At 52.5% G+C, this 17,391-nt stretch carries 19 protein-coding genes; 13 read left to right on the forward strand and 6 right to left on the reverse strand.

Annotated features, from left to right (window positions below; translation table 11 throughout):
* Window positions 1-56 precede the first annotated feature (56 nt).
* The 5 genes from C8E01_RS02385 to C8E01_RS02400 all read left to right on the forward strand — a co-directional run bounded on the left by C8E01_RS02385 (window position 57) and on the right by C8E01_RS02400 (window position 3,604).
* Entirely contained in the window at window positions 57-1,166 is a 1,110-nt protein-coding gene (locus C8E01_RS02385) for an NAD(P)/FAD-dependent oxidoreductase (protein WP_116541737.1), read from the forward strand.
* Between the two features lie 182 nt (window positions 1,167-1,348).
* Entirely contained in the window at window positions 1,349-2,470 is a 1,122-nt protein-coding gene (locus C8E01_RS02390) for a type III polyketide synthase (RefSeq protein ID WP_116541738.1), read from the forward strand.
* Window positions 2,451-3,152 carry a methyltransferase domain-containing protein gene (locus C8E01_RS02395; RefSeq protein ID WP_116541739.1) on the forward strand — a complete coding sequence of 234 codons (702 nt, stop codon included), beginning with the start codon at window positions 2,451-2,453 and terminating at the stop codon, window positions 3,150-3,152. Before C8E01_RS02390 ends, C8E01_RS02395 begins: the two co-directional genes overlap by 20 nt.
* Before the next feature lie 39 nt (window positions 3,153-3,191).
* Entirely contained in the window at window positions 3,192-3,368 is a 177-nt protein-coding gene (locus C8E01_RS21565; protein WP_165820536.1) for a hypothetical protein, read from the forward strand.
* A gap of 23 nt (window positions 3,369-3,391) precedes the next feature.
* Complete coding sequence (locus tag C8E01_RS02400; protein ID WP_116541740.1) at window positions 3,392-3,604, forward strand: hypothetical protein; 213 nt, start codon at window positions 3,392-3,394, stop codon at window positions 3,602-3,604.
* A gap of 2 nt (window positions 3,605-3,606) precedes the next feature.
* On the opposite strand, the gene C8E01_RS02405 is transcribed toward C8E01_RS02400, so the two are convergent.
* Window positions 3,607-4,509: a histone deacetylase family protein gene (locus C8E01_RS02405; RefSeq protein ID WP_116541741.1), complete on the reverse strand. Its 903-nt coding sequence runs from the start codon at window positions 4,507-4,509 to the stop codon at window positions 3,607-3,609.
* Between the two features lie 562 nt (window positions 4,510-5,071).
* Here C8E01_RS02405 and C8E01_RS02410 point away from each other — a divergent pair.
* From C8E01_RS02410 to C8E01_RS02420, 3 genes are all read left to right on the forward strand, one after another.
* Window positions 5,072-5,701, forward strand: coding sequence for a porin family protein (locus C8E01_RS02410; protein WP_116541742.1), 630 nt, complete (start codon window positions 5,072-5,074; stop codon window positions 5,699-5,701).
* A gap of 179 nt (window positions 5,702-5,880) precedes the next feature.
* The gene (locus C8E01_RS02415) at window positions 5,881-6,603 is read left to right on the forward strand and encodes a YceI family protein (RefSeq protein ID WP_165820537.1); all 723 of its coding nucleotides are present in this window, start codon (window positions 5,881-5,883) and stop codon (window positions 6,601-6,603) included.
* Window positions 6,604-6,727: 124 nt separating this feature from the next.
* Window positions 6,728-7,276, forward strand: a complete 549-nt coding sequence (locus C8E01_RS02420) for a DUF6992 family protein (RefSeq protein WP_243409386.1) — start codon at window positions 6,728-6,730, stop codon at window positions 7,274-7,276.
* A gap of 78 nt (window positions 7,277-7,354) precedes the next feature.
* Here C8E01_RS02420 and C8E01_RS02425 read toward each other — a convergent pair whose 3' ends face one another.
* Complete coding sequence (locus tag C8E01_RS02425; protein ID WP_116541744.1) at window positions 7,355-7,912, reverse strand: type 1 glutamine amidotransferase domain-containing protein; 558 nt, start codon at window positions 7,910-7,912, stop codon at window positions 7,355-7,357.
* A 118-nt stretch (window positions 7,913-8,030) separates the two neighbouring features.
* Here C8E01_RS02425 and C8E01_RS02430 point away from each other — a divergent pair, with 118 nt between their 5' ends.
* The gene (locus C8E01_RS02430; protein ID WP_116541745.1) at window positions 8,031-8,528 is read left to right on the forward strand and encodes a TlpA disulfide reductase family protein; all 498 of its coding nucleotides are present in this window, start codon (window positions 8,031-8,033) and stop codon (window positions 8,526-8,528) included.
* 9 nt (window positions 8,529-8,537) lie between these two features.
* Window positions 8,538-9,173, forward strand: a complete 636-nt coding sequence (locus C8E01_RS02435) for a thioredoxin family protein (RefSeq protein WP_116541746.1) — start codon at window positions 8,538-8,540, stop codon at window positions 9,171-9,173.
* A gap of 1 nt (window position 9,174) precedes the next feature.
* Here C8E01_RS02435 and C8E01_RS02440 read toward each other — a convergent pair whose 3' ends face one another.
* Window positions 9,175-9,552 carry a hypothetical protein gene (locus C8E01_RS02440; protein ID WP_116541747.1) on the reverse strand — a complete coding sequence of 126 codons (378 nt, stop codon included), beginning with the start codon at window positions 9,550-9,552 and terminating at the stop codon, window positions 9,175-9,177.
* Window positions 9,553-9,830: 278 nt separating this feature from the next.
* On the opposite strand from C8E01_RS02440, the gene C8E01_RS02445 reads away from it, so the two are divergent.
* The 3 genes from C8E01_RS02445 to C8E01_RS02455 all read left to right on the forward strand — a co-directional run bounded on the left by C8E01_RS02445 (window position 9,831) and on the right by C8E01_RS02455 (window position 12,331).
* Complete coding sequence (locus C8E01_RS02445; RefSeq protein WP_165820538.1) at window positions 9,831-10,454, forward strand: C40 family peptidase; 624 nt, start codon at window positions 9,831-9,833, stop codon at window positions 10,452-10,454.
* A gap of 179 nt (window positions 10,455-10,633) precedes the next feature.
* Window positions 10,634-11,326 carry a YkvA family protein gene (locus C8E01_RS02450; RefSeq protein WP_116541748.1) on the forward strand — a complete coding sequence of 231 codons (693 nt, stop codon included), beginning with the start codon at window positions 10,634-10,636 and terminating at the stop codon, window positions 11,324-11,326.
* A 264-nt stretch (window positions 11,327-11,590) separates the two neighbouring features.
* The gene (locus C8E01_RS02455) at window positions 11,591-12,331 is read left to right on the forward strand and encodes a M48 family metallopeptidase (protein ID WP_116541749.1); all 741 of its coding nucleotides are present in this window, start codon (window positions 11,591-11,593) and stop codon (window positions 12,329-12,331) included.
* A 168-nt stretch (window positions 12,332-12,499) separates the two neighbouring features.
* Here the strand turns inward: C8E01_RS02455 and C8E01_RS02460 are convergent, their stop codons facing one another.
* The 3 genes from C8E01_RS02460 to C8E01_RS02470 are packed head-to-tail and all read right to left on the reverse strand — an operon-like array spanning window position 12,500 to window position 17,362.
* Window positions 12,500-12,757 carry an acyl carrier protein gene (locus C8E01_RS02460; RefSeq protein WP_116541750.1) on the reverse strand — a complete coding sequence of 86 codons (258 nt, stop codon included), beginning with the start codon at window positions 12,755-12,757 and terminating at the stop codon, window positions 12,500-12,502.
* 3 nt (window positions 12,758-12,760) lie between these two features.
* A complete protein-coding gene (locus tag C8E01_RS02465; protein WP_116541751.1) occupies window positions 12,761-16,195 on the reverse strand; it encodes an efflux RND transporter permease subunit in 3,435 nt (1,144 codons plus the stop codon).
* 18 nt (window positions 16,196-16,213) lie between these two features.
* Window positions 16,214-17,362, reverse strand: a complete 1,149-nt coding sequence (locus C8E01_RS02470; RefSeq protein ID WP_116541752.1) for an efflux RND transporter periplasmic adaptor subunit — start codon at window positions 17,360-17,362, stop codon at window positions 16,214-16,216.
* Window positions 17,363-17,391 lie beyond the last annotated feature (29 nt).

Raw genomic sequence — 17,391 nt, forward strand, 5'->3', positions numbered from 1 at the left:
GCTTTCACCAACTAACAGAAAGTTTTTTAGGACTTAAACCATACAGCCTGTCAATTATGCAGATAGCCGTTATCGGAGGTGGGCTTGCGGGGCTGACCAGTGCCATCGCGCTGGCCGGCCAGGGACTTTCTGTGACGCTGATCGAAAAAAAGTCCTACCCCTTGCATAAGGTATGCGGCGAGTACGTTTCAAACGAAGTGCTGCCTTATCTGCGTAGCATCGGAGCCGACCCGGCGGCACTTCAACCGGCCACAATTTCCCGCTTTATGCTCACCTCCCCCAAGGGCGTTATGCTGGAGTCGCCGCTCGACTTGGGCGGATTCGGAGTGAGCCGCTATACCTTTGATCAGTATCTTTACCAGGTGGCCCTGGCAAAGGGGGTGCAGGTACGGTTACATACAACGGTGCAGGATGTGCAGTTTGCAGACGATCATTTTGTACTAAAATTATCTGATGGCGATACGCTTTCTGCTGAGGTGGCGCTGGGCACCTACGGCAAGCGCAGCACCCTCGACCGACAACTCAGTCGCTCCTTCTTTGCAAAGCGCTCCGCTTACATTGGCGTGAAGTACCACCTGCGCCTCGACATGCCCCCCGACCTGATCGCGCTTCATAATTTTCAGGATGGCTATGCCGGCATATCAGCCATAGAAGACGGGCGCTACTGTTTCTGTTACCTGACCACCCGGGAGAATCTGCGCCGGCATGGGTCTATACCTGCCATGGAGCGGGCTGTTTTGCAGCAGAATCCGCACCTGCGCCGCATTTTTTCAGAAGCAGAGTTCCTGTACGATCATCCTGAAGTCATAAACGAAATATCTTTTGCCACCAAAACCTGCGTGGAAAACCACATGCTCATGTGCGGCGATGCAGCCGGCATGATCACACCGCTTTGTGGCAACGGCATGGCCATGGCCATCCATGCGGGCAAGCTGGCGGCAGAGCAGGCGGTGCATTACTTCGAAAACGGCCGCAACCGCCAAGCCTTGGAAAGAGGCTATACCCTGACCTGGAAAAAGCAGTTTGAGCAGCGCCTGCAGGTAGGCCGTGCAGTGCAGCGACTGTTTGGAAACCCGCTGCTCTCGGAGGTGGCGGTGGGCACGCTGCGTTACCTGCCGGCAGCCGTACGCCTGATCATGCGCCAGACCCACGGGCAGCCTTTCTAATCCTCTACATCTTAAAACGGCCGCTTTCGTACTTATCCAAACCTGTGGCTGCATCTTTTTATAGGAAAAGCACAAACATAGTGTTTGCCCGCCTGTTGCTGCTATGCTTCCATCAGTCAGGCAAGACGCAGGTATAGCAACCCTATTGCTTTGAAACGAATTCTTAGAACACACACCAGCTTATGAAAAGCTATATATGCGGTATCGGCACGGCTAATCCCCCAAACAAAATCCCGCAGATGCAGGTAGCTGACTTTATGGCCGCGGCCCACCAACTCGATGAACAAGGTAGTCGCAAACTTAAGGCACTTTACCGTGTGTCAGGTATAGGGCAGCGCTACAGCGTGCTCGAAGACTTTACCCGCCAGAACGGTGACTTCACTTTCTTCCCCAACACCCACGACCTGGAGCCTTTCCCCACGGTGCAGAAACGCATGGAGGTATACCGCAAGCATGCCCTCGACCTGTCGGAGCAGGCCGTGCGCAATTGCCTGGATCAGGTGAGCGATACTTCCCTGCAGAGCCTGACGCACCTGATCACGGTGAGCTGCACCGGCATGTATGCCCCTGGCCTCGACATTGAGCTCGTAGAGCGGCTGGGACTGAACTCATGCGTGCAGCGCACTGCCGTTAATTTCATGGGCTGCTACGCCGCCTTCAATGCCATCAAACTGGCCGACGCCATCTGCAAAGCCGATCCGAGCGCAAGGGTCATGCTGGTGTGCACCGAGATCTGCACCATCCATTTCCAGAAGAACCCGGAGCAGGACCACCTGGTGTCGAACGCGCTGTTTGGCGATGGCGCGGCGGCGGTGCTGATGCAGGGTCAACCCTGCCAGGAGGTGAGCCTCGAGCTGCAGTCCTTCCACTGCGACCTGGCACCGGCCGGCAAGCGCGAAATGGCCTGGCACATCGGCGACACGGGCTTCGAGATGACCCTCTCCTCCTACGTGCCCGACCTGATCAAAAGCGGCATCAAACAACTGACTGAGCGTTTGCTGCAAGGGCTCCGTACCACGGTGTCGGAAATCAAGCTGTTTGCCATACATCCCGGTGGGCGCCGCATACTGGAGGTGATAGAACAGGAGCTGGGTATGACGCGCGACGACAACCGATTCGCCTACCGCGTGCTGCACGAGTTCGGCAACATGTCGTCGGCCACTGTGCTCTTTGTGCTCAAGGAACTGATGGCGAGCCTGACCATGCAGGAAAAAGACGAGCCGGTGCTGAGTTTTGCCTTTGGCCCCGGCCTGACATTGGAATCGATGTTACTGAAGGTGCACTATGCTGAAGCAAAGGTCTAACCAAGCCGAACTGATGGACGACCTCAGCTTGTCAGGTGACGAGCTGCGGCGCAACCTCGAAGAACTGGAAGTGATCAACACCTGGCTGGGTGGGTATAAAGTAGTGCTTGATGCGCTGGAGCAGCTGCTTGCTGGATATAAGGGTCCGCCCTTGCGCCTGGCCGACATTGGCTGCGGCGGCGGTGACACGCTTCGACACATTGCCAAGTGGGCCCGCCGAAAGAATATCCCGCTGCAGCTTACAGGTATAGACGCCAACGACTTTATGGTGCGGTACGCCCGGCAGCGCTGCGGTGGCTTCCCTGAAATAGAACTGGTGCAGCATGATGTGTTTTCGGAGAGTTTTCAACGGCAGCAGTACGACATAATCGTCTGCAGCCTCTTCTGCCATCACTTTACTGATGAGCAACTCGTGAGTATGTTCCGGCAACTGCACCAACAGGCGGGTACAGCCGTCATCGTCAACGACCTGCACCGGCACTGGCTGGCTTACCATTCCATCAAGTGGCTCACAAAAGCTTTTTCTGATTCGCACCTGGTCAGGCACGATGCGCCCCTCTCGGTGTGGCGGGCATTCCGGCGGGAGGAACTGGGCCGTTTGGTGCAGGAGGCAGGTATAGACAGGTATAGTCTGCGCTGGATGTGGGCATTCCGGTGGCAGCTCCTTTTGAAAAAAGCCTAACAATTAGTATCTTAACTGGGTATACAAACCTACTCCCTTATGATGCGACGGATCAACATGCCTTACCTGCTTTCGGTGCTGCTGGCTGCAGTGGCGTTTTATTTCGCCTGGTCGCGCGAGTTTGTGACGAATGCATGGCTGGCACTGGCCCTTATTGCTACGCTGCAACCGGCTATTTACCTGGTGCTGCGGCACGCCCGCAACAGGTATAGCTGAATCGCTCACTTAACCCTTTTAACATGAACAAAAGCACGCTTAATTTCTGGATACTATTCATTGTCTCCATCATCGTCTCAGCCCTGATCATCTCTATTTTTGTCAAGGTGCTCAAGATTACACTGTTTGTGATTTTGGTGCTTGTACTGGCTCCGATCATTTACATAGCGCTCAAGCTGCTGCTCCCCGGTGCCAAAGGCAAGAGCGAAGACGATAAGCTCAAGTCCAGACCCTAGTCTTAGAAAAAGAGCTGCTGCGCCAGCCGGAAGGTGTTGGCGTGCGCTTCTACAATGTGCGCGATCTGTTTGGAGTAGCCCCCGCCCATGCTTACTGTGACAGGTATACGGTGGCGTGCGCAGGACTCCAGCACCATGCGGTCGCGCTCTTTGCAGCCGGCTATGCTCATACCCAGCTTCCCAAGCTTGTCAGTGGCCACCACATCCACCCCCGACTGAAAGAATACAAACTCCGGCTCCTGCTCGTCCAGCAGCCGCGGCAGGTGCTCCCTTAGTAGTTTCAGGTAAGTTTTGTCGTCTGTGCCCTCCGCCAGCGGTACATCCAGGTCCGACTGCTCTTTGTGGAAAGGGTAGTTGTGCCCACCGTGCATGCTGAAAGTAAATACCCGCGGCTCGTTTCGGAAGATCTGCGCTGTGCCGTTTCCCTGGTGCACGTCTAGATCCACTACCAGCACTTTTTTGATGCCCTTATACCGGAGCAAGTGATTGGCGGCGATGGCAATGTCGTTGAGCAAACAGAAACCCTCTCCCCGATCCGTAAACGCGTGGTGCGTGCCGCCCGCTATGTTCATCCCAACACCAAACTCCAGCGCAAACAGGGATGCCTGCAACGTGCCGTTCATGATCACCACCTCCCGCTGCACCAGTTGCTCTGAAAGTGGAAAGCCTGTTTTGCGGATTTCCGACGGACTCAGCTCGAGGTTGCGCAGGCGCTGCCAGTACGTGGCATCGTGGGTATCGAGGATGTACTGCTCTTCGAGCGGCTCGGGGGCAAAGAGGTTGTCTTGCGTGATGGTACCTTCGTAGAGCAGTTGCTCAGGCAGCAGGTCATATTTAGCCATTGGGAAGCGATGCCCTTCAGGCAGGGAATGGGCGAATATCTCAGACCAGGCAATTTTAAGCATAATGTAAAATTAACATTTATCCACCGTGTCTGGTTTATCCACCCACGCATTTTTCCTTTCACACTGGCACCTGTAGCTGCATCCAAAGTCAAATTAAAGTTTCCCCCCTAACACACTTTTTGCTGCTTACTCCTGATTTTCAGTGCAATTATGTGCACACAACATTATGTAAAACACCCTATGCACACAGGTGCATAAATTCTTGAAACCCTATATAATTGCCCATAAAAGGCGATTCAGAATGTGAAAAAATGTGGATAACCATGTTGATTAAGGTGAATTATCCACCATTTCATGTTAACTCTATGTTAATTTCAGGTAAATTTTAATCAAACTACCTCCTGTGAAGTCACCTCCTCAGTGGCGGCTACCCACCGAGAAGTCCAATAAACGAGCGGCGTTCCTTGCAACTCAGCAAGCTAAAGGCTATACCTGTAAGCCTCGTCTGAAGTAACAGGCAACCTTTGTTATTTAAAAACGATATATAGTAATTCATATATAAAATCTTGTGCCTGACCCCGGGCCGCCAAAGACCCTAATAAAAAACCAACCAGTCAAAACAATGAAAAAACACATACTACTTTTAATGGCTCTTATGTTCTCTTTTGGCGCCTTCGCTCAATCTGAGTACGGCCCCTCAACAGGACAGCAGAACCACAATCTGTTTAGCGGCACCGGCACCAATGCAGGCTTCGGCATAAAGGGCGGTGTCAACTTCGCCACCCTCCGCGGCAGCGACAAAGACGTGCTGGGTAACTTCAGCGGCCTCACCACTTTCCATGCCGGTGTGTATACCCAGTTTTCGCTGGGCAATACTTTCTCTATACAGCCAGAGGCGCTTTACTCCCGCAAAGGCATCGAGCGCAACGACTCCACCTTCCGTTTCGACTACCTGGAAGTTCCGGTTCTGGCCGTGTTTAACATCACGGAGACGGTGAGTGTACACTTTGGTCCACAGGTAGGCATCCTGATGTCGGCTAAAGAAGACGACACGGAAGTGAACATAGAGCCGCTCAACACTTTTGCCTACGGTATAGCGGCCGGTGCTGAGGCGCGTTTGAGTATCTTCAGACTGGGTGCCCGCTACAACCTGGGGCTGGAGGACCTTCGCAAAGAAAATAACCAGGGACAGAAAATAAACCAGGACATCAAGCACGGTGTGTTCCAGGTATACCTGGGCCTTGGCTTTTAGGGCATCACACCTCTCATAATCTCCTCTTAACTCAGGGACCTGGCAACGGGTCCCTGTTTTGTTTGAAGCGCAGGTATAGGGCACGCTGTTTTATCCCTTTGTTTATGGATGTCGTATTTTATAATGCCGGGATGACGCGAGAAAACACCCCTGTTTCGCCCGTCACAGCGCTTATACTTATGAACACATATAAACTGCAACCGCTCTATGCCCTGCTCTGGACCTTACTGGCATTTGCCGGTACGGCCTGCGACACCACTGTGAAAACGGACGAAGCCGAGATAGGCGCAGCCGTGCGCTTCCTGGCTCCGGCCAACCCCGACGAGACATTTAGGATCGATACCGCCAGGAGCACCGTCACGTGGATAGGCGCTAAAGTGACAGGCCGCCACAATGGCCTCATACCTATCAGGGAGGGCACAGTCACGTGGCACAGCGGCACACCGCGTGGCGGAAAGGTGGTCTTCGATATGACAAAAGCGCGATCGGAGGACAAGACCATTGACGAGGCGGGGAACACGAAGCTCACAAACCATCTGCGCTCTGCAGATTTTTTTGCCGTGGAGCAGCATCCCATTTCTTCTTTTGTGATCACCTCCATTGTCCCGTATGACAGCACGGAGCGCCAGGAGGCACTTTCCCATGCAGGAAATACAAAACAGATGCGCATCAAAGATCCTAATCACAAAGTGACAGGCAACCTCACGCTAAAAGATATCACCAGGAGCATCAGCTTTCCGGCTAAAATAGAGCTGGAGGACTCCGTTCTGCGCGCCAAGGCCAACTTCAACATCGACCGCACACACTGGAAGCTCACCTACGGGTCTGACCAATCACTCGGAAACAGGACGATCTACCCTGCCGTTAATATTGGACTTGACATAGTAGCATATCGCCAATAAGCTAACCAGCAAACACTTGCAGCTGCAATTGCGTTACAGCAATTGTACTGTTCCCACATTTATTGCAGTACGTCTATGCTAAACTCACCCGTGATACGTTCCTACACAAACCATTTGTGAACATATGATGAAAAAATACCTTTGCCTGTTGCCGCTTTTGCTCCTTTGCCTTACGGCCAACGCCCAGGGTAGTGCCATAGCGGCATTTAATTTAAAACAGGCAGAGACGCTGAAGTTCGGAATGCTGGCCCTGGGAATCTGGGCGCTTATCAACATTCTGATTAGCAGCATCAAACTGACTAAGTCGTCGCGCAACAAGCGTTTCTTTTTTCAAATGAACATCTACTGGAACATTGTGAACGTAATCATTGCAGGCGGCTCGCTCTATTACATCCTGTCAGTAGACCCCGGCGCACGCACCTTGCCTGAATCCGTGGAATTTCATTTCTGGACCCTGAAGCTCCTATACCTGAGCATTGGCCTGGACCTGGCTTTTCTGATGCTGGCTGCCTATCTGAAAGAACGTTCGCTGAGTTCGCCAAAAGCGGAGCAGTACCTGGGCTATGGGCAATCGATCACGCTGCAAGCGCTGTTTCTGCTGGTGCTCGATATTACGTTGGTTGCGCTGTTGGAAGGCCGCGCCGATCAGTTGCTGCCCCTCATACAAGGCTAAAGTATATGAAAATAGAAACCGCCGCGCTATACCTGAACAGGTATAGCGCGGCGGTTTCTATTTTCCAGTTAAGTACGTCTAGCGCGGTTCGTGGCGGCCTTCGGCAAATTCCTCCACCATCTTTTTGTTGAAGGCAGGTATATCGTCCGGTTTACGGCTCGTAATTAAGCCATTGTCCACCACTACTTCCTGATCCACCCACTCGGCGCCGGCGTTTTTTAAATCGGTCTTTAAGGTATGGTAGCTGGTCATTTTTTTGCCCTGCAGTTTGCCTGTTTCGATCAGCGTCCAGGGACCGTGGCAGATGGCAGCTACGGGTTTGCCGCTTTCCATGAACTGGCTCACGAAGTTCACCACTTGCTCGTTAGCGCGCAGCTTGTCAGGGCTCATCACGCCGCCTGGCAGCAGGAGGGCGTTGTAGTCATCGGCGTTTACATTACCGATGGTTTTGTCTACCTTAAATTTATCTCCCCAGTCAGTGTGGTTCCAGCCTTTCACCTCCCCCTCTTTCAGAGCGATGAGGTGGGTTTCGGCGCCGGCTTCTTCCAGGGCTTTTTTCGGTTCCGTCAGTTCTACCTGTTCAAAGCCATCAGTTACTACTATTGCTATCTTTTTTCCTTGCAGGTTATTAGCCATTCTAAGTTCGTTTTTATAGTTTAACATTCATATCGATGTTTATTCAAAACGATTTAGAAGACAAATTGTTAGAAAGGAGCAACCGCAATAGGGCAGTTCTCCGTTTCGTTATAGAGCTATGACCGTATACCTGAAGCAACTTACCTTACTTTTAACCCTGGGCCTCCTGACCAGCACGGCCACGCTGGCGCAAGAAGTCACCACCATCAAGTTCGATCAGCTGCAGGAGCTGCGCCAGTCGCCGCACGACACGCTGTATGTGGTCAACTTCTGGGCTACGTGGTGCAAGCCCTGCATCAAGGAGATGCCTTATTTTGAGGCCGCTCACACCAAATACAAAGACCAGCCCGTGCGCGTGATTCTGGTGAGTATGGATGCTGTGCAGGACATGGAGAAGCGCGTGCTGCCTTTTGTGCAGAAGCGAAAGCTGCAGTCGCGGCTATACCTGCTCGACGAGCCAGACGGCAACACGTGGATCGACCGCATCGAGCCGAAGTGGTCGGGGGCTATACCTGCCACCATGTTTTTTAACAACAAGCGCGGGCAGTACGAGTTTATTGAGCGCGAAATCTCTGAAAAGGAGTTACATGAATTGATCAACAAGTATAAACCATAATCAATTACTATGAAGAATACCCGAATACCGTTCCTTTACATGGCCTGCCTGCTATTGGTGGGCGTGCTGATGGCAGCTATACCTGCCGCCGACAATACTGGCTACCAGGTGGGTGACACGGCCCGCGACTTCAAACTGAAGAACGTGGATGGCAAGATGGTGTCGATGGCCGACTACAAAGACGCCAAAGGTTTTATTGTGACCTTTACCTGCAACACCTGCCCTTACTCGGTGGCCTACGAGGATCGCCTGATCGAGCTGCACAACAAGTATGCGCCGCAGGGCTACCCGATCATCGCCATAAACCCGAACGACGTGAAGGTGTCGCCAAAAGACTCGTACAAAGACATGCAAGTGCGTGCCAAAGAGAAAAACTTCCCGTTCCCTTATGTGTATGACGAAACGCAGGAAATCACCAAAGCCTACGGTGCCACACGCACGCCGCACCTCTATGTAGTGCAGAAGCAAAAGGATGGCAGCTTCAAGGTAGCCTACATCGGCACAATAGACGATAACTCACGCGAACCAGAGAAGGTGCAGAAGAAATACGCCGAGGCCGCGCTAGACGAGTTGGTTGCCGGCAAAGCCGTGAGCCAGCCAACTACCAAGGCGATCGGTTGCACCATTAAATGGCGCGAAGCATAGGCTAGACTTCTTTTTTCACGTCAGCAGGTATAGGCAGCTCGGTCGGATTGATCGAGCTGTCTGCTTTTTCAGCGATCAACATATCACGCTCTCCTTTCAGGCCGGCGATGCGGGCCTCCACTTCATACTTGTTATTCCAGTAGCCCACCCGCATCGACTCGCGCAGGTATAGCCAAAGGAAGCGCAGGTAGCCGTGCTCCTGAAACTGCCGGATGTGGCATAGCTCGTGCGCCACCCAACCCCGGTCTTTCAGAAAGCCGTCACGTTTCACACCGCTCAGGTGTATCGTTTTGCCCAGTACCATGGCCACATTGCTGCTTTTGAGCACCAGGCGTGCAATGCGCGCAAAGGGCGAGTTCTCCACAATCTTGTACTTCATTTTTGTAAACTTATACCTGTATTCCAGCACTGATAAATACGTCTCAAAACACTTTATCGTGTGAATGCACCCTTCTTAAGGGTGTACCCTATACCTGTTCCCTGTGAGCATCAGCAACTTACTATATTGCCAGTTTAGGAAATTGTACGTATTTTTACCACCTTGTTCGCCGTTCTTTGTATCAGGCGAACAGGTTGCAGGGTATAAAACCTATACCGCTCTACAACCATAAGGTGACAAAGTTTGCTGCTCCGGCAGTGCGAAACATGCTAAACCCTATGACAAAAACGATCATACTGAGCGTGCTGGCTATCATATCCATCGCTCTTTCTTTCTTCTACGATGTAAAAAAGCCGGAGTCGACGCCAGCCGAAACGGCAACCGCCAGCCTCATGCTATACCCGATCCAGACCGGAGAGGACATTGCCAGGGCACTTGAGCTACCCCCGCTGCCACTGGACCTGAGCGAACCGGTAGACTCGGCCTTCTACAAACGCCACTCCCGCAAACTAGGCCTCAAGCTCGACTACAACGAGGACAAGGACCTGCTCGAAACCATCACCAAGTGGCTGGGCACGCCTTACAGCTATGGGAGCAGTACGAAAAGCGGAACGGATTGCTCCGGCTTTGTGACCCGCATCTACAGTGACGTATACGGCATCGACCTGAGCCGAAGCTCCCGTTCTATGTTCGACGACGTGACCCGCATCCGCAAAGACAGCATACGCACCGGCGATCTGGTGTTCTTCCGCCGCGGACCCAAACAGCCAATCTTTCATGTGGGCATTTACCTGAAAGACAACAAGTTTGTGCACTCTGCCACCAGCGGTGGCGTAATGGTGAGTTCTCTGAAAGAGCCTTACTACCGCAACTACTATTATGCGGCGGGCCGTGTAAATTAGGGCTATACCTGTACCAACAGAATTTAAAGACGGGCTGCAGCATAAGGCACCCGTTTTTCGTTTACAGAATAGAACAAAATTACTTGTAGCAAGGTATAGGAAGCTTGTTAGGAGTTGAGCAACTTGCGCCCGATTCGCATAACCCCTGGACAAGGGCCATACAAAATCACAGACACCTTATGACAGATCAGAATACGCAAAACCAGCAGCGACAAAGCCCGGACGGAAAGACCATCTCCCAAAGCACGCTCTTCAAAAACATACTCAAGAAAGCTGAGAAATACCTGGAGCACCCCTCGCAGGTTATCAAGCTTTTGAACGATGCCTTTAAGAAGGCAACAGCCAAGAAAAGCCTGGGGTCCATCGCGGCCGAGGTATGGGAAAGCTTCCAGGTACTTTCGCATATGATCAGATCGGCGGTGAACGGCGAGTACAAAGGTATACCGAACACGACGCTGGTAGGAGGCGTGGCGGTGATCCTTTACTTCCTGATGCCAATCGATCTTATACCTGACTTTATACCTGTCATCGGCCTGCTGGACGACGCAACACTGCTCGCCTGGTTTATGACCAGCATTAAGTCAGAGCTTGACAAATTTAAGGAGTGGGACGAGGATCGCCTGGCTCGTGAGCGGTCGGTGCATACCATGGAGCCGCACCATGCCGACAGCTCGTTTGGTACCCCGAAGTATAGCGACCAACCTGCTGGCACTACTGAGGTAGGTCAGGAGGGCACAACTCACGCATCGCAGGGGCACGGCTCAGAGGAAACCGGCCATCACGAACCTATAGTGCGCTCTTCCACTACCGATAGCAGCCGTATGCCAAAAGACCCGCACGACGACATTCCGGACGGTGGCAATATCCGCTAGCCCGATCTACAAAAGAACTGTAGAAGAAGCTGCCCTCAAAGGCAGCTTTTTTTATGCCTTTTTACCACGTTCCGGAGGGGCTGCGAACTGCCAAACCTGCGCATAACACAGCTTAAAAAAATACATAACGGCTGCACAATATAGTACTATTCAAATACTGAAATCTGAAAAAATTTAGAAAAAAGCCGCCTGGCTATTAGTTTCTTAAGGAATTAATTTTCTATATTTGGACTGATGATTGTGTATTTTTAACTTTTAGCCAAGGTGTCTTCATCATTTCTACGACTAACATCCGTTAATCTTCACATCGACGGAATCGGGAAGGTTCTGATCGAACGAAGCGACAAGGCCAAGCGCCTTAGCATCAGTGTGCGCCCGATCAAAGGCATACGTGTGGCCGTGCCGCCGCATATCAGCTTTGAGAAAGCCGAACAGCTTATTTATACCAAAAGCGATTGGATAAAGGAGCATCAGGCCCGCATGAAGCAACAGGAAGCCCGCGTGACCATGTACGATGGCAACACCGACTTCAAGACTCGCAACCATACCCTGCGCCTGCTCACGCACGCCCAGTATACCATGCGCTGTGTAATCGAGAACGGCTACATCAACGTGTTCTACCCGGCCTACAAAGATGCGCGCGACAACGACGTGCAGAAGTTCATCCGCAAGTCGATTGAGGAGGCTTACCGCAAGGAGGCCAAAGCGTATTTGCCGGAGCGCGTGAAGTTCTTTGCCGACAAGTTTGGCTTCGACTACCAGAATGTGTTCATTAAGAACGCCAAGTCGCGTTGGGGAAGCTGCTCGCATACCAACAACATCAACCTGAATCTGCATTTGATGCGCCTGCCTGACTCGCTTTGTGATTATGTGATCCTGCACGAGCTGGCGCATACCATCGAGAAAAACCACGGCCCGGGTTTCTGGTCGCTGCTCGACAAGGTTTGCCCTAACTCAAAAGTACTCGATCAAAAGCTAAAAGCTTATCGCATTTCCATTTACTAAACCGATTGCTTATTGATAACACGCTTACTATACCTGAATTTTGAAAACATACGCATAACGACAGTTCCACAAGAGTGAATTTTTACCTCAGATGCTGTTGTTTTACCAAATAAAAAGCGGCCAGGGTTCACCCCCTGGCCGCTTCTGTTTATAGCGTTAAAAATTCGATTAACTGGCTTTCTGCATCGCATGTGATGACACATAGTCCACGAAGTCGCCCACCGTGTTGATAGGGACTTCATCCGGAATCGTAATGTGGAAATTTTTCTCCAACTCCAGGATGATATCCACTACATCCACTACATCAAAGCCGAAATCTTTTTCCAGACGGGCATTTGCCTGCAAACGGGCAGGCCTGATTTCCTTGGTTTTGCTAATGATACGGATCACCTCGCGCTCAATAGTCTTGTCTGTTGTTGCAATCATATATTATAGGGTGTATTCTCTAACTACTTTTCCGTTTACAGGCACCTCTGTTTCATCCTGAGGTATAATTTTCACGCCCCCTACGGGCTTTCTTTCTCCTTTTATCTTGGCTCTCAGCCGCTCGTTGAGCAGGTACATCACCGGCACGATCAGCAGCGTGATGATGGTGGCAAATCCCAGGCCAAAAATGATGGTCCATGCCAGTGGCCCCCAGAACGCAGCACTATCGCCTCCCATGAATAAGTTCGCTTTGAACTCGGTAAACAGGGTGTAAAAGTTCAGGTTTATACCTAACGCCAGGGGTATCAGGCCTAGTATAGTTGCCGTTGCCGTTAATAGTACCGGGTTCAGACGCGTCTTGCCTGCTTCCACAATCGCCTCTTTCAGGTCGCGGCCTTCTTCCACCAGTAAGTCCGTGAATTCCACGATCAGGATACCGTTTTTCACCACGATACCGGCCAAGGCTACGATGCCCACACCAGTCATCACAATCGACACATCCATCCCGAAAATCGAAAAGCCCAGCAACACGCCGATGATGCTGAACAGCACCTCCGACAGTATGATAAACGGCTTCGAGACGGAGTTGAACTGCGTCACCAGCACCAGGAAGATGATCAGGAAGGCTGCTACCAAAGCGATCATCAGGAAGTTGGCTGTTTCCTCCTGCTCCTCCTGCTGTCCGCCCATGCTGATCTCGAAGCCCTCGGGCGTTTGGAAGTTCTGCAGCGCGCTTCCGATGCTCTGCACCACCTCGTTGGCGTTATACCCATCCAGCACGTTCGACTCCAGCGTCACGACCCGTTTCAGGTCCTTGCGCTTGATACCTCCGTATGAAGTACCGTACTCAATGCTCGCCAAAGACGAGAGCGGAATCTGCCGCACCAAGCCGCTGTTCATGTCGCGGTAGGTAATGCGCATATCTAGCAAGGCATCAATGTTCTTTCGGTAAGGCTCTGCATAGCGCACCTGAATCGGGTACTCTTCCTCGTCCAGCTTGAACTTAGAAGCTTCGTCGCCGAAGATGGCTGTGCGCAGTTCCATACCAATCTGCCCGGTGCTGATGCCTTCGCGGTTGGCACGCTCCCGGTCGATGTTGATGATGATCTCCGGCTTGCTGTCTTCCAGGTCACTGCGAAGCTCTTCTATACCGCCTATCTGCTGCTGCTCAATATAAGTCTGCACCTGCTTCGACAAAGCCACCAGCCCCTCAAAGTCCTCACCGGCAATTTCAATACTGACCGGTTTGCCTACCGGCGGCCCGTTCTGCTCTTTGTCAACTGTGATGTTAGCGCCCGGTATACCGCGCACCACATCGCGTATTTCGTTCATGTACTCCTGCGTGCTGCGCTCGCCGGTCCGGTATTGATACTCAACAAAGGCTACGGTAACCTTACCTAAGTGAGATTGTGCCGTCACACTGCGGTCGTTCTGGTCGCCGGCACCGATCGCCACATTAGAAATAACCGATTCCACGTCGGCGTTCTCGTCACCAATCACGCGGTAGATGCGCTTCTCTGCTTCTTTCGTAACCGAGTCTGTCACAAGCTGATCGGTACCGACCGGCATGCTGATGTAGGTGTAGACGAAGTTCGGATCGGAATCCGGGAAGAATACTATTTTAGGAGCGCGCAGGCTTGTCAGGAAAATAGAGAAAAAAAGTAGCCCAAACATGCCCACCAGCATCCAGACAGGGCGTCTGCCTACCAGCATCCAGCGCAGGAGGCGCTCGTAGCCCCGCATGAAACGTGGCAGCGTCGTATTCTGGAAACCGTGGATCATGCGGCGGAACACAAAGCGGTTGAGCAGCACTAGTACCACAACCAGCATGATCAGGTTGGCCGTGCCATACCAGCCAGCCAAATAGCCCACAATGGCCACCAGCGTGGCGCCACCAATCAGCAGCCAGAAGTTGCGTCGGGCACGCGGGGCGATGTCAGCCTCCTGCTCGTGCTCTTTCTTCATGAAAGAAACCGCAAACACCGGGTTGATAATAAAGGCGACCAGCAACGAAGCCATCAGTGTTACGATGAGTGTAATGGGCAGGAAGAACATGAACTTACCTACCACGCCGGGCCAGAAGGCAAGCGGCAGAAAGGGTGCCACAGTGGTAAGTGTACCTGCCAACACCGGCACAAATACTTCACCTGCTGCCAGCTTAGCCGATTTAATCACCCCCAGATTGGACTGGTGCAGGATCCGGTGCGTGTTTTCGATCACCACAATGGCGTCGTCCACTACTATACCCAGGGCCAGCAGGAACGAGAAGAGCACGATCATGTTGAGCGAAAAGCCCAGCACCGGCATCAGCATAAAAGCGATGAACATGGAGATCGGCACCGACAAGCCCACAAAAATGGCGTTGGTCGTGCCCATGAAGAACATCAGAATCAGGGTCACCAGCACGAAGCCGATGATAATTGTGTTGATCAGGTCGTTCAGGGTATGGCGCGTCATGGTGGACTGGTCGCCGGTGATGGTGATCTTGAGATCGCCTGGCAGTACGCTCGCCTGCATATCCTCCACCAAGGCATGGATGTTGTCAGATGCCTCGATCAGGTTTTCGCCGCTTCGCTTGATCACGTTGAGCGTGATAACGGGGGAGTTGTCCAAACGGGCAAAGCTTTCCTGCTCTTCAAAACCTTCTTTTATCTCCGCAATTTCTTTCAGCTGGATGTTGGCGCCAGACAGCGACTGCACCACAATATCACCGATCTTGTTCGGGTCAGTATACTGGCCTACCACCCGCACCGAGCGCTTCATCTCTCCTACCGAAATGTTACCACCCGACACCGTGATGTTTTCAGAAGAAATGGCCCGGCTGATATCTGCAAAGGTCACCTGCGCAACCTGCATTTTGTAAAGGTCCACGTTTACCTGCACCTCCTTGTCAAGGGCGCCTACCATGTCCACGCGGGTAATCTCCGGCTGCGCCTCGATCTGGTCCTGAATGTCTTCGGCGTACTTTTTCAAACGATCGAGGCTGTAGTTGCCCGACACGTTGAGGTACATGATCGGGAACTCAGAGAAGTTCACCTCCTGCACGTCCGGATCCTGATCGAGGTCGGTGGGCAGATCGGTGCGGGCTTTGTCCACGGCATCCTTCACCAGTTGCTTGGCCTCCACCACATCCACATCGGTGTTAAACTCTACCGTGATCATGGAGAAGTCCTGAATGGAATTGGAGGTCACTTCTTTCACCCCCGAGATGGATTTCAGCTGCTTTTCAATGGGGCGTGTCACCAGGTTCTCGATATCGGAGGGCGAGGTGCCCGGGTATACCGTGCCCACAAACACCGTTGGGATCACGATGTCGGGAAAGTTCTCCTTTTGCAGCGTGATGTACGAGAAAATACCCCATACCGCGATGATCAAGGTAATGATGTAGATGCTCGTCCTATTATCAATAGACCAGTTGGTCGGCTTGAATTGTTTCATAGTCTTGGGCTTAAAAGGTTATTGCTGCGCGATACTTTCCTGGCTGAAAACAACCGGCTGCCCCTCGTTCACACTCTGATATCCTGCTGTAATAATGTAGTCCTGCGCTGTCAGTCCTTTCAGCACTTCTACCTTTCCCTGGTAGTTCACGCCTGTTTCCACCTCTCTGCGGGTAGCCACATAACGCTCGCCCTGCTTCTGGGCCACGTACACATACTGTGACTTCTCGTCGCGCTGCACCAGGTTAACGGGTATAATGATGGCGTCTTCTTTGCGGTAGTCCTGTATGCGCACCACCGCCACCAGGTTCGGACGCAGCGCTACGTTCACGTTTTTAGGGCGAAGCTCGATGGTGAAGGTGCGGCTGCCGGGGTTGATAAAGCTGCTCACCACATCCACAGTGGCTGTTATCTCCTGGTTCAGGTCTGGAAAGCGCACCAGCGCCTCATCGCCTTTGTTGATCTTGGTCAGGTAAGCTTCTGACACTTCGGCCACGATTTTAGAGCCATTGGTGTTGACCACCCGGATAATGCCCACGCCCGGCGCCACGGCCTCACCTGCATTTGGAATCACGTTGTCTATCACACCACTCACAGGGGCTTTCACGTTGTACTGGTCGCGCTGCTGCTGCAGGGTAGCCAGACTGCGCTCCAAAGCCTCTTTGTTATTTTTAGCGGTCAGGAACTGCATCTCGGTGCCGATCTTCTGATCCCAGAGGTTTTTCTGGCGCTCGTAGGCCACGTTGGCCAATTCCAGACGAGTGCGCACCTCGGCGAGGTTCTGCTCCAGCACCTGCGCGTCGATCGTAGCCATGGTCTGCCCCTTGCTTACTTTGTCACCGCGCTTCACCCGCATACTTGTGAGCACACCTGGCACTTTGGCACTCACCAGCACGTTCTGGTCAAAGTCTACACGGCCCTGCACCTCCAGGTAGTGGCGAAAGGTATCCTGCTGCACCTGCAGCACGGTTACTGGTACGGTCTTCTTCTCAGCCGGCCCTCCTTTGCCCTCCTCCTTCAGCTCTGCTTCCAGTTGTGCGATCTGTTCCTGCAGCTCGGTCTGTTGCTGCTTCAGTTCCGCCAGTTGTGCCTCCTTGTCGTTGCCTTGGTTGCAGGCGGCCAAGCTCAGGAACAGAGCCAGCGATGAAACTCCAAATATCTTCTTCATAGTAAGTCTTGTGTAGATTTTTTCAGGTG

The sequence above is a fragment of the Pontibacter virosus genome, from assembly GCF_003096355.1.
Taxonomy (GTDB): Bacteria; Bacteroidota; Bacteroidia; order Cytophagales; family Hymenobacteraceae; genus Pontibacter; species Pontibacter virosus.

Coding starts and splice junctions, on each gene's coding strand:
- C8E01_RS02385 (WP_116541737.1), top strand. CDS start 57: ATGCAGATAGCCGTTATCGGAGGTGGGCTTGCGGGGCTGACCAGTGCC.
- C8E01_RS02390 (WP_116541738.1), top strand. CDS start 1,349: ATGAAAAGCTATATATGCGGTATCGGCACGGCTAATCCCCCAAACAAA.
- C8E01_RS02395 (WP_116541739.1), top strand. CDS start 2,451: ATGCTGAAGCAAAGGTCTAACCAAGCCGAACTGATGGACGACCTCAGC.
- C8E01_RS21565 (WP_165820536.1), top strand. CDS start 3,192: ATGATGCGACGGATCAACATGCCTTACCTGCTTTCGGTGCTGCTGGCT.
- C8E01_RS02400 (WP_116541740.1), top strand. CDS start 3,392: ATGAACAAAAGCACGCTTAATTTCTGGATACTATTCATTGTCTCCATC.
- C8E01_RS02405 (WP_116541741.1), bottom strand. CDS start 4,509: ATGCTTAAAATTGCCTGGTCTGAGATATTCGCCCATTCCCTGCCTGAA.
- C8E01_RS02410 (WP_116541742.1), top strand. CDS start 5,072: ATGAAAAAACACATACTACTTTTAATGGCTCTTATGTTCTCTTTTGGC.
- C8E01_RS02415 (WP_165820537.1), top strand. CDS start 5,881: ATGAACACATATAAACTGCAACCGCTCTATGCCCTGCTCTGGACCTTA.
- C8E01_RS02420 (WP_243409386.1), top strand. CDS start 6,728: ATGATGAAAAAATACCTTTGCCTGTTGCCGCTTTTGCTCCTTTGCCTT.
- C8E01_RS02425 (WP_116541744.1), bottom strand. CDS start 7,912: ATGGCTAATAACCTGCAAGGAAAAAAGATAGCAATAGTAGTAACTGAT.
- C8E01_RS02430 (WP_116541745.1), top strand. CDS start 8,031: ATGACCGTATACCTGAAGCAACTTACCTTACTTTTAACCCTGGGCCTC.
- C8E01_RS02435 (WP_116541746.1), top strand. CDS start 8,538: ATGAAGAATACCCGAATACCGTTCCTTTACATGGCCTGCCTGCTATTG.
- C8E01_RS02440 (WP_116541747.1), bottom strand. CDS start 9,552: ATGAAGTACAAGATTGTGGAGAACTCGCCCTTTGCGCGCATTGCACGC.
- C8E01_RS02445 (WP_165820538.1), top strand. CDS start 9,831: ATGACAAAAACGATCATACTGAGCGTGCTGGCTATCATATCCATCGCT.
- C8E01_RS02450 (WP_116541748.1), top strand. CDS start 10,634: ATGACAGATCAGAATACGCAAAACCAGCAGCGACAAAGCCCGGACGGA.
- C8E01_RS02460 (WP_116541750.1), bottom strand. CDS start 12,757: ATGATTGCAACAACAGACAAGACTATTGAGCGCGAGGTGATCCGTATC.
- C8E01_RS02465 (WP_116541751.1), bottom strand. CDS start 16,195: ATGAAACAATTCAAGCCGACCAACTGGTCTATTGATAATAGGACGAGC.
- C8E01_RS02470 (WP_116541752.1), bottom strand. CDS start 17,362: ATGAAGAAGATATTTGGAGTTTCATCGCTGGCTCTGTTCCTGAGCTTG.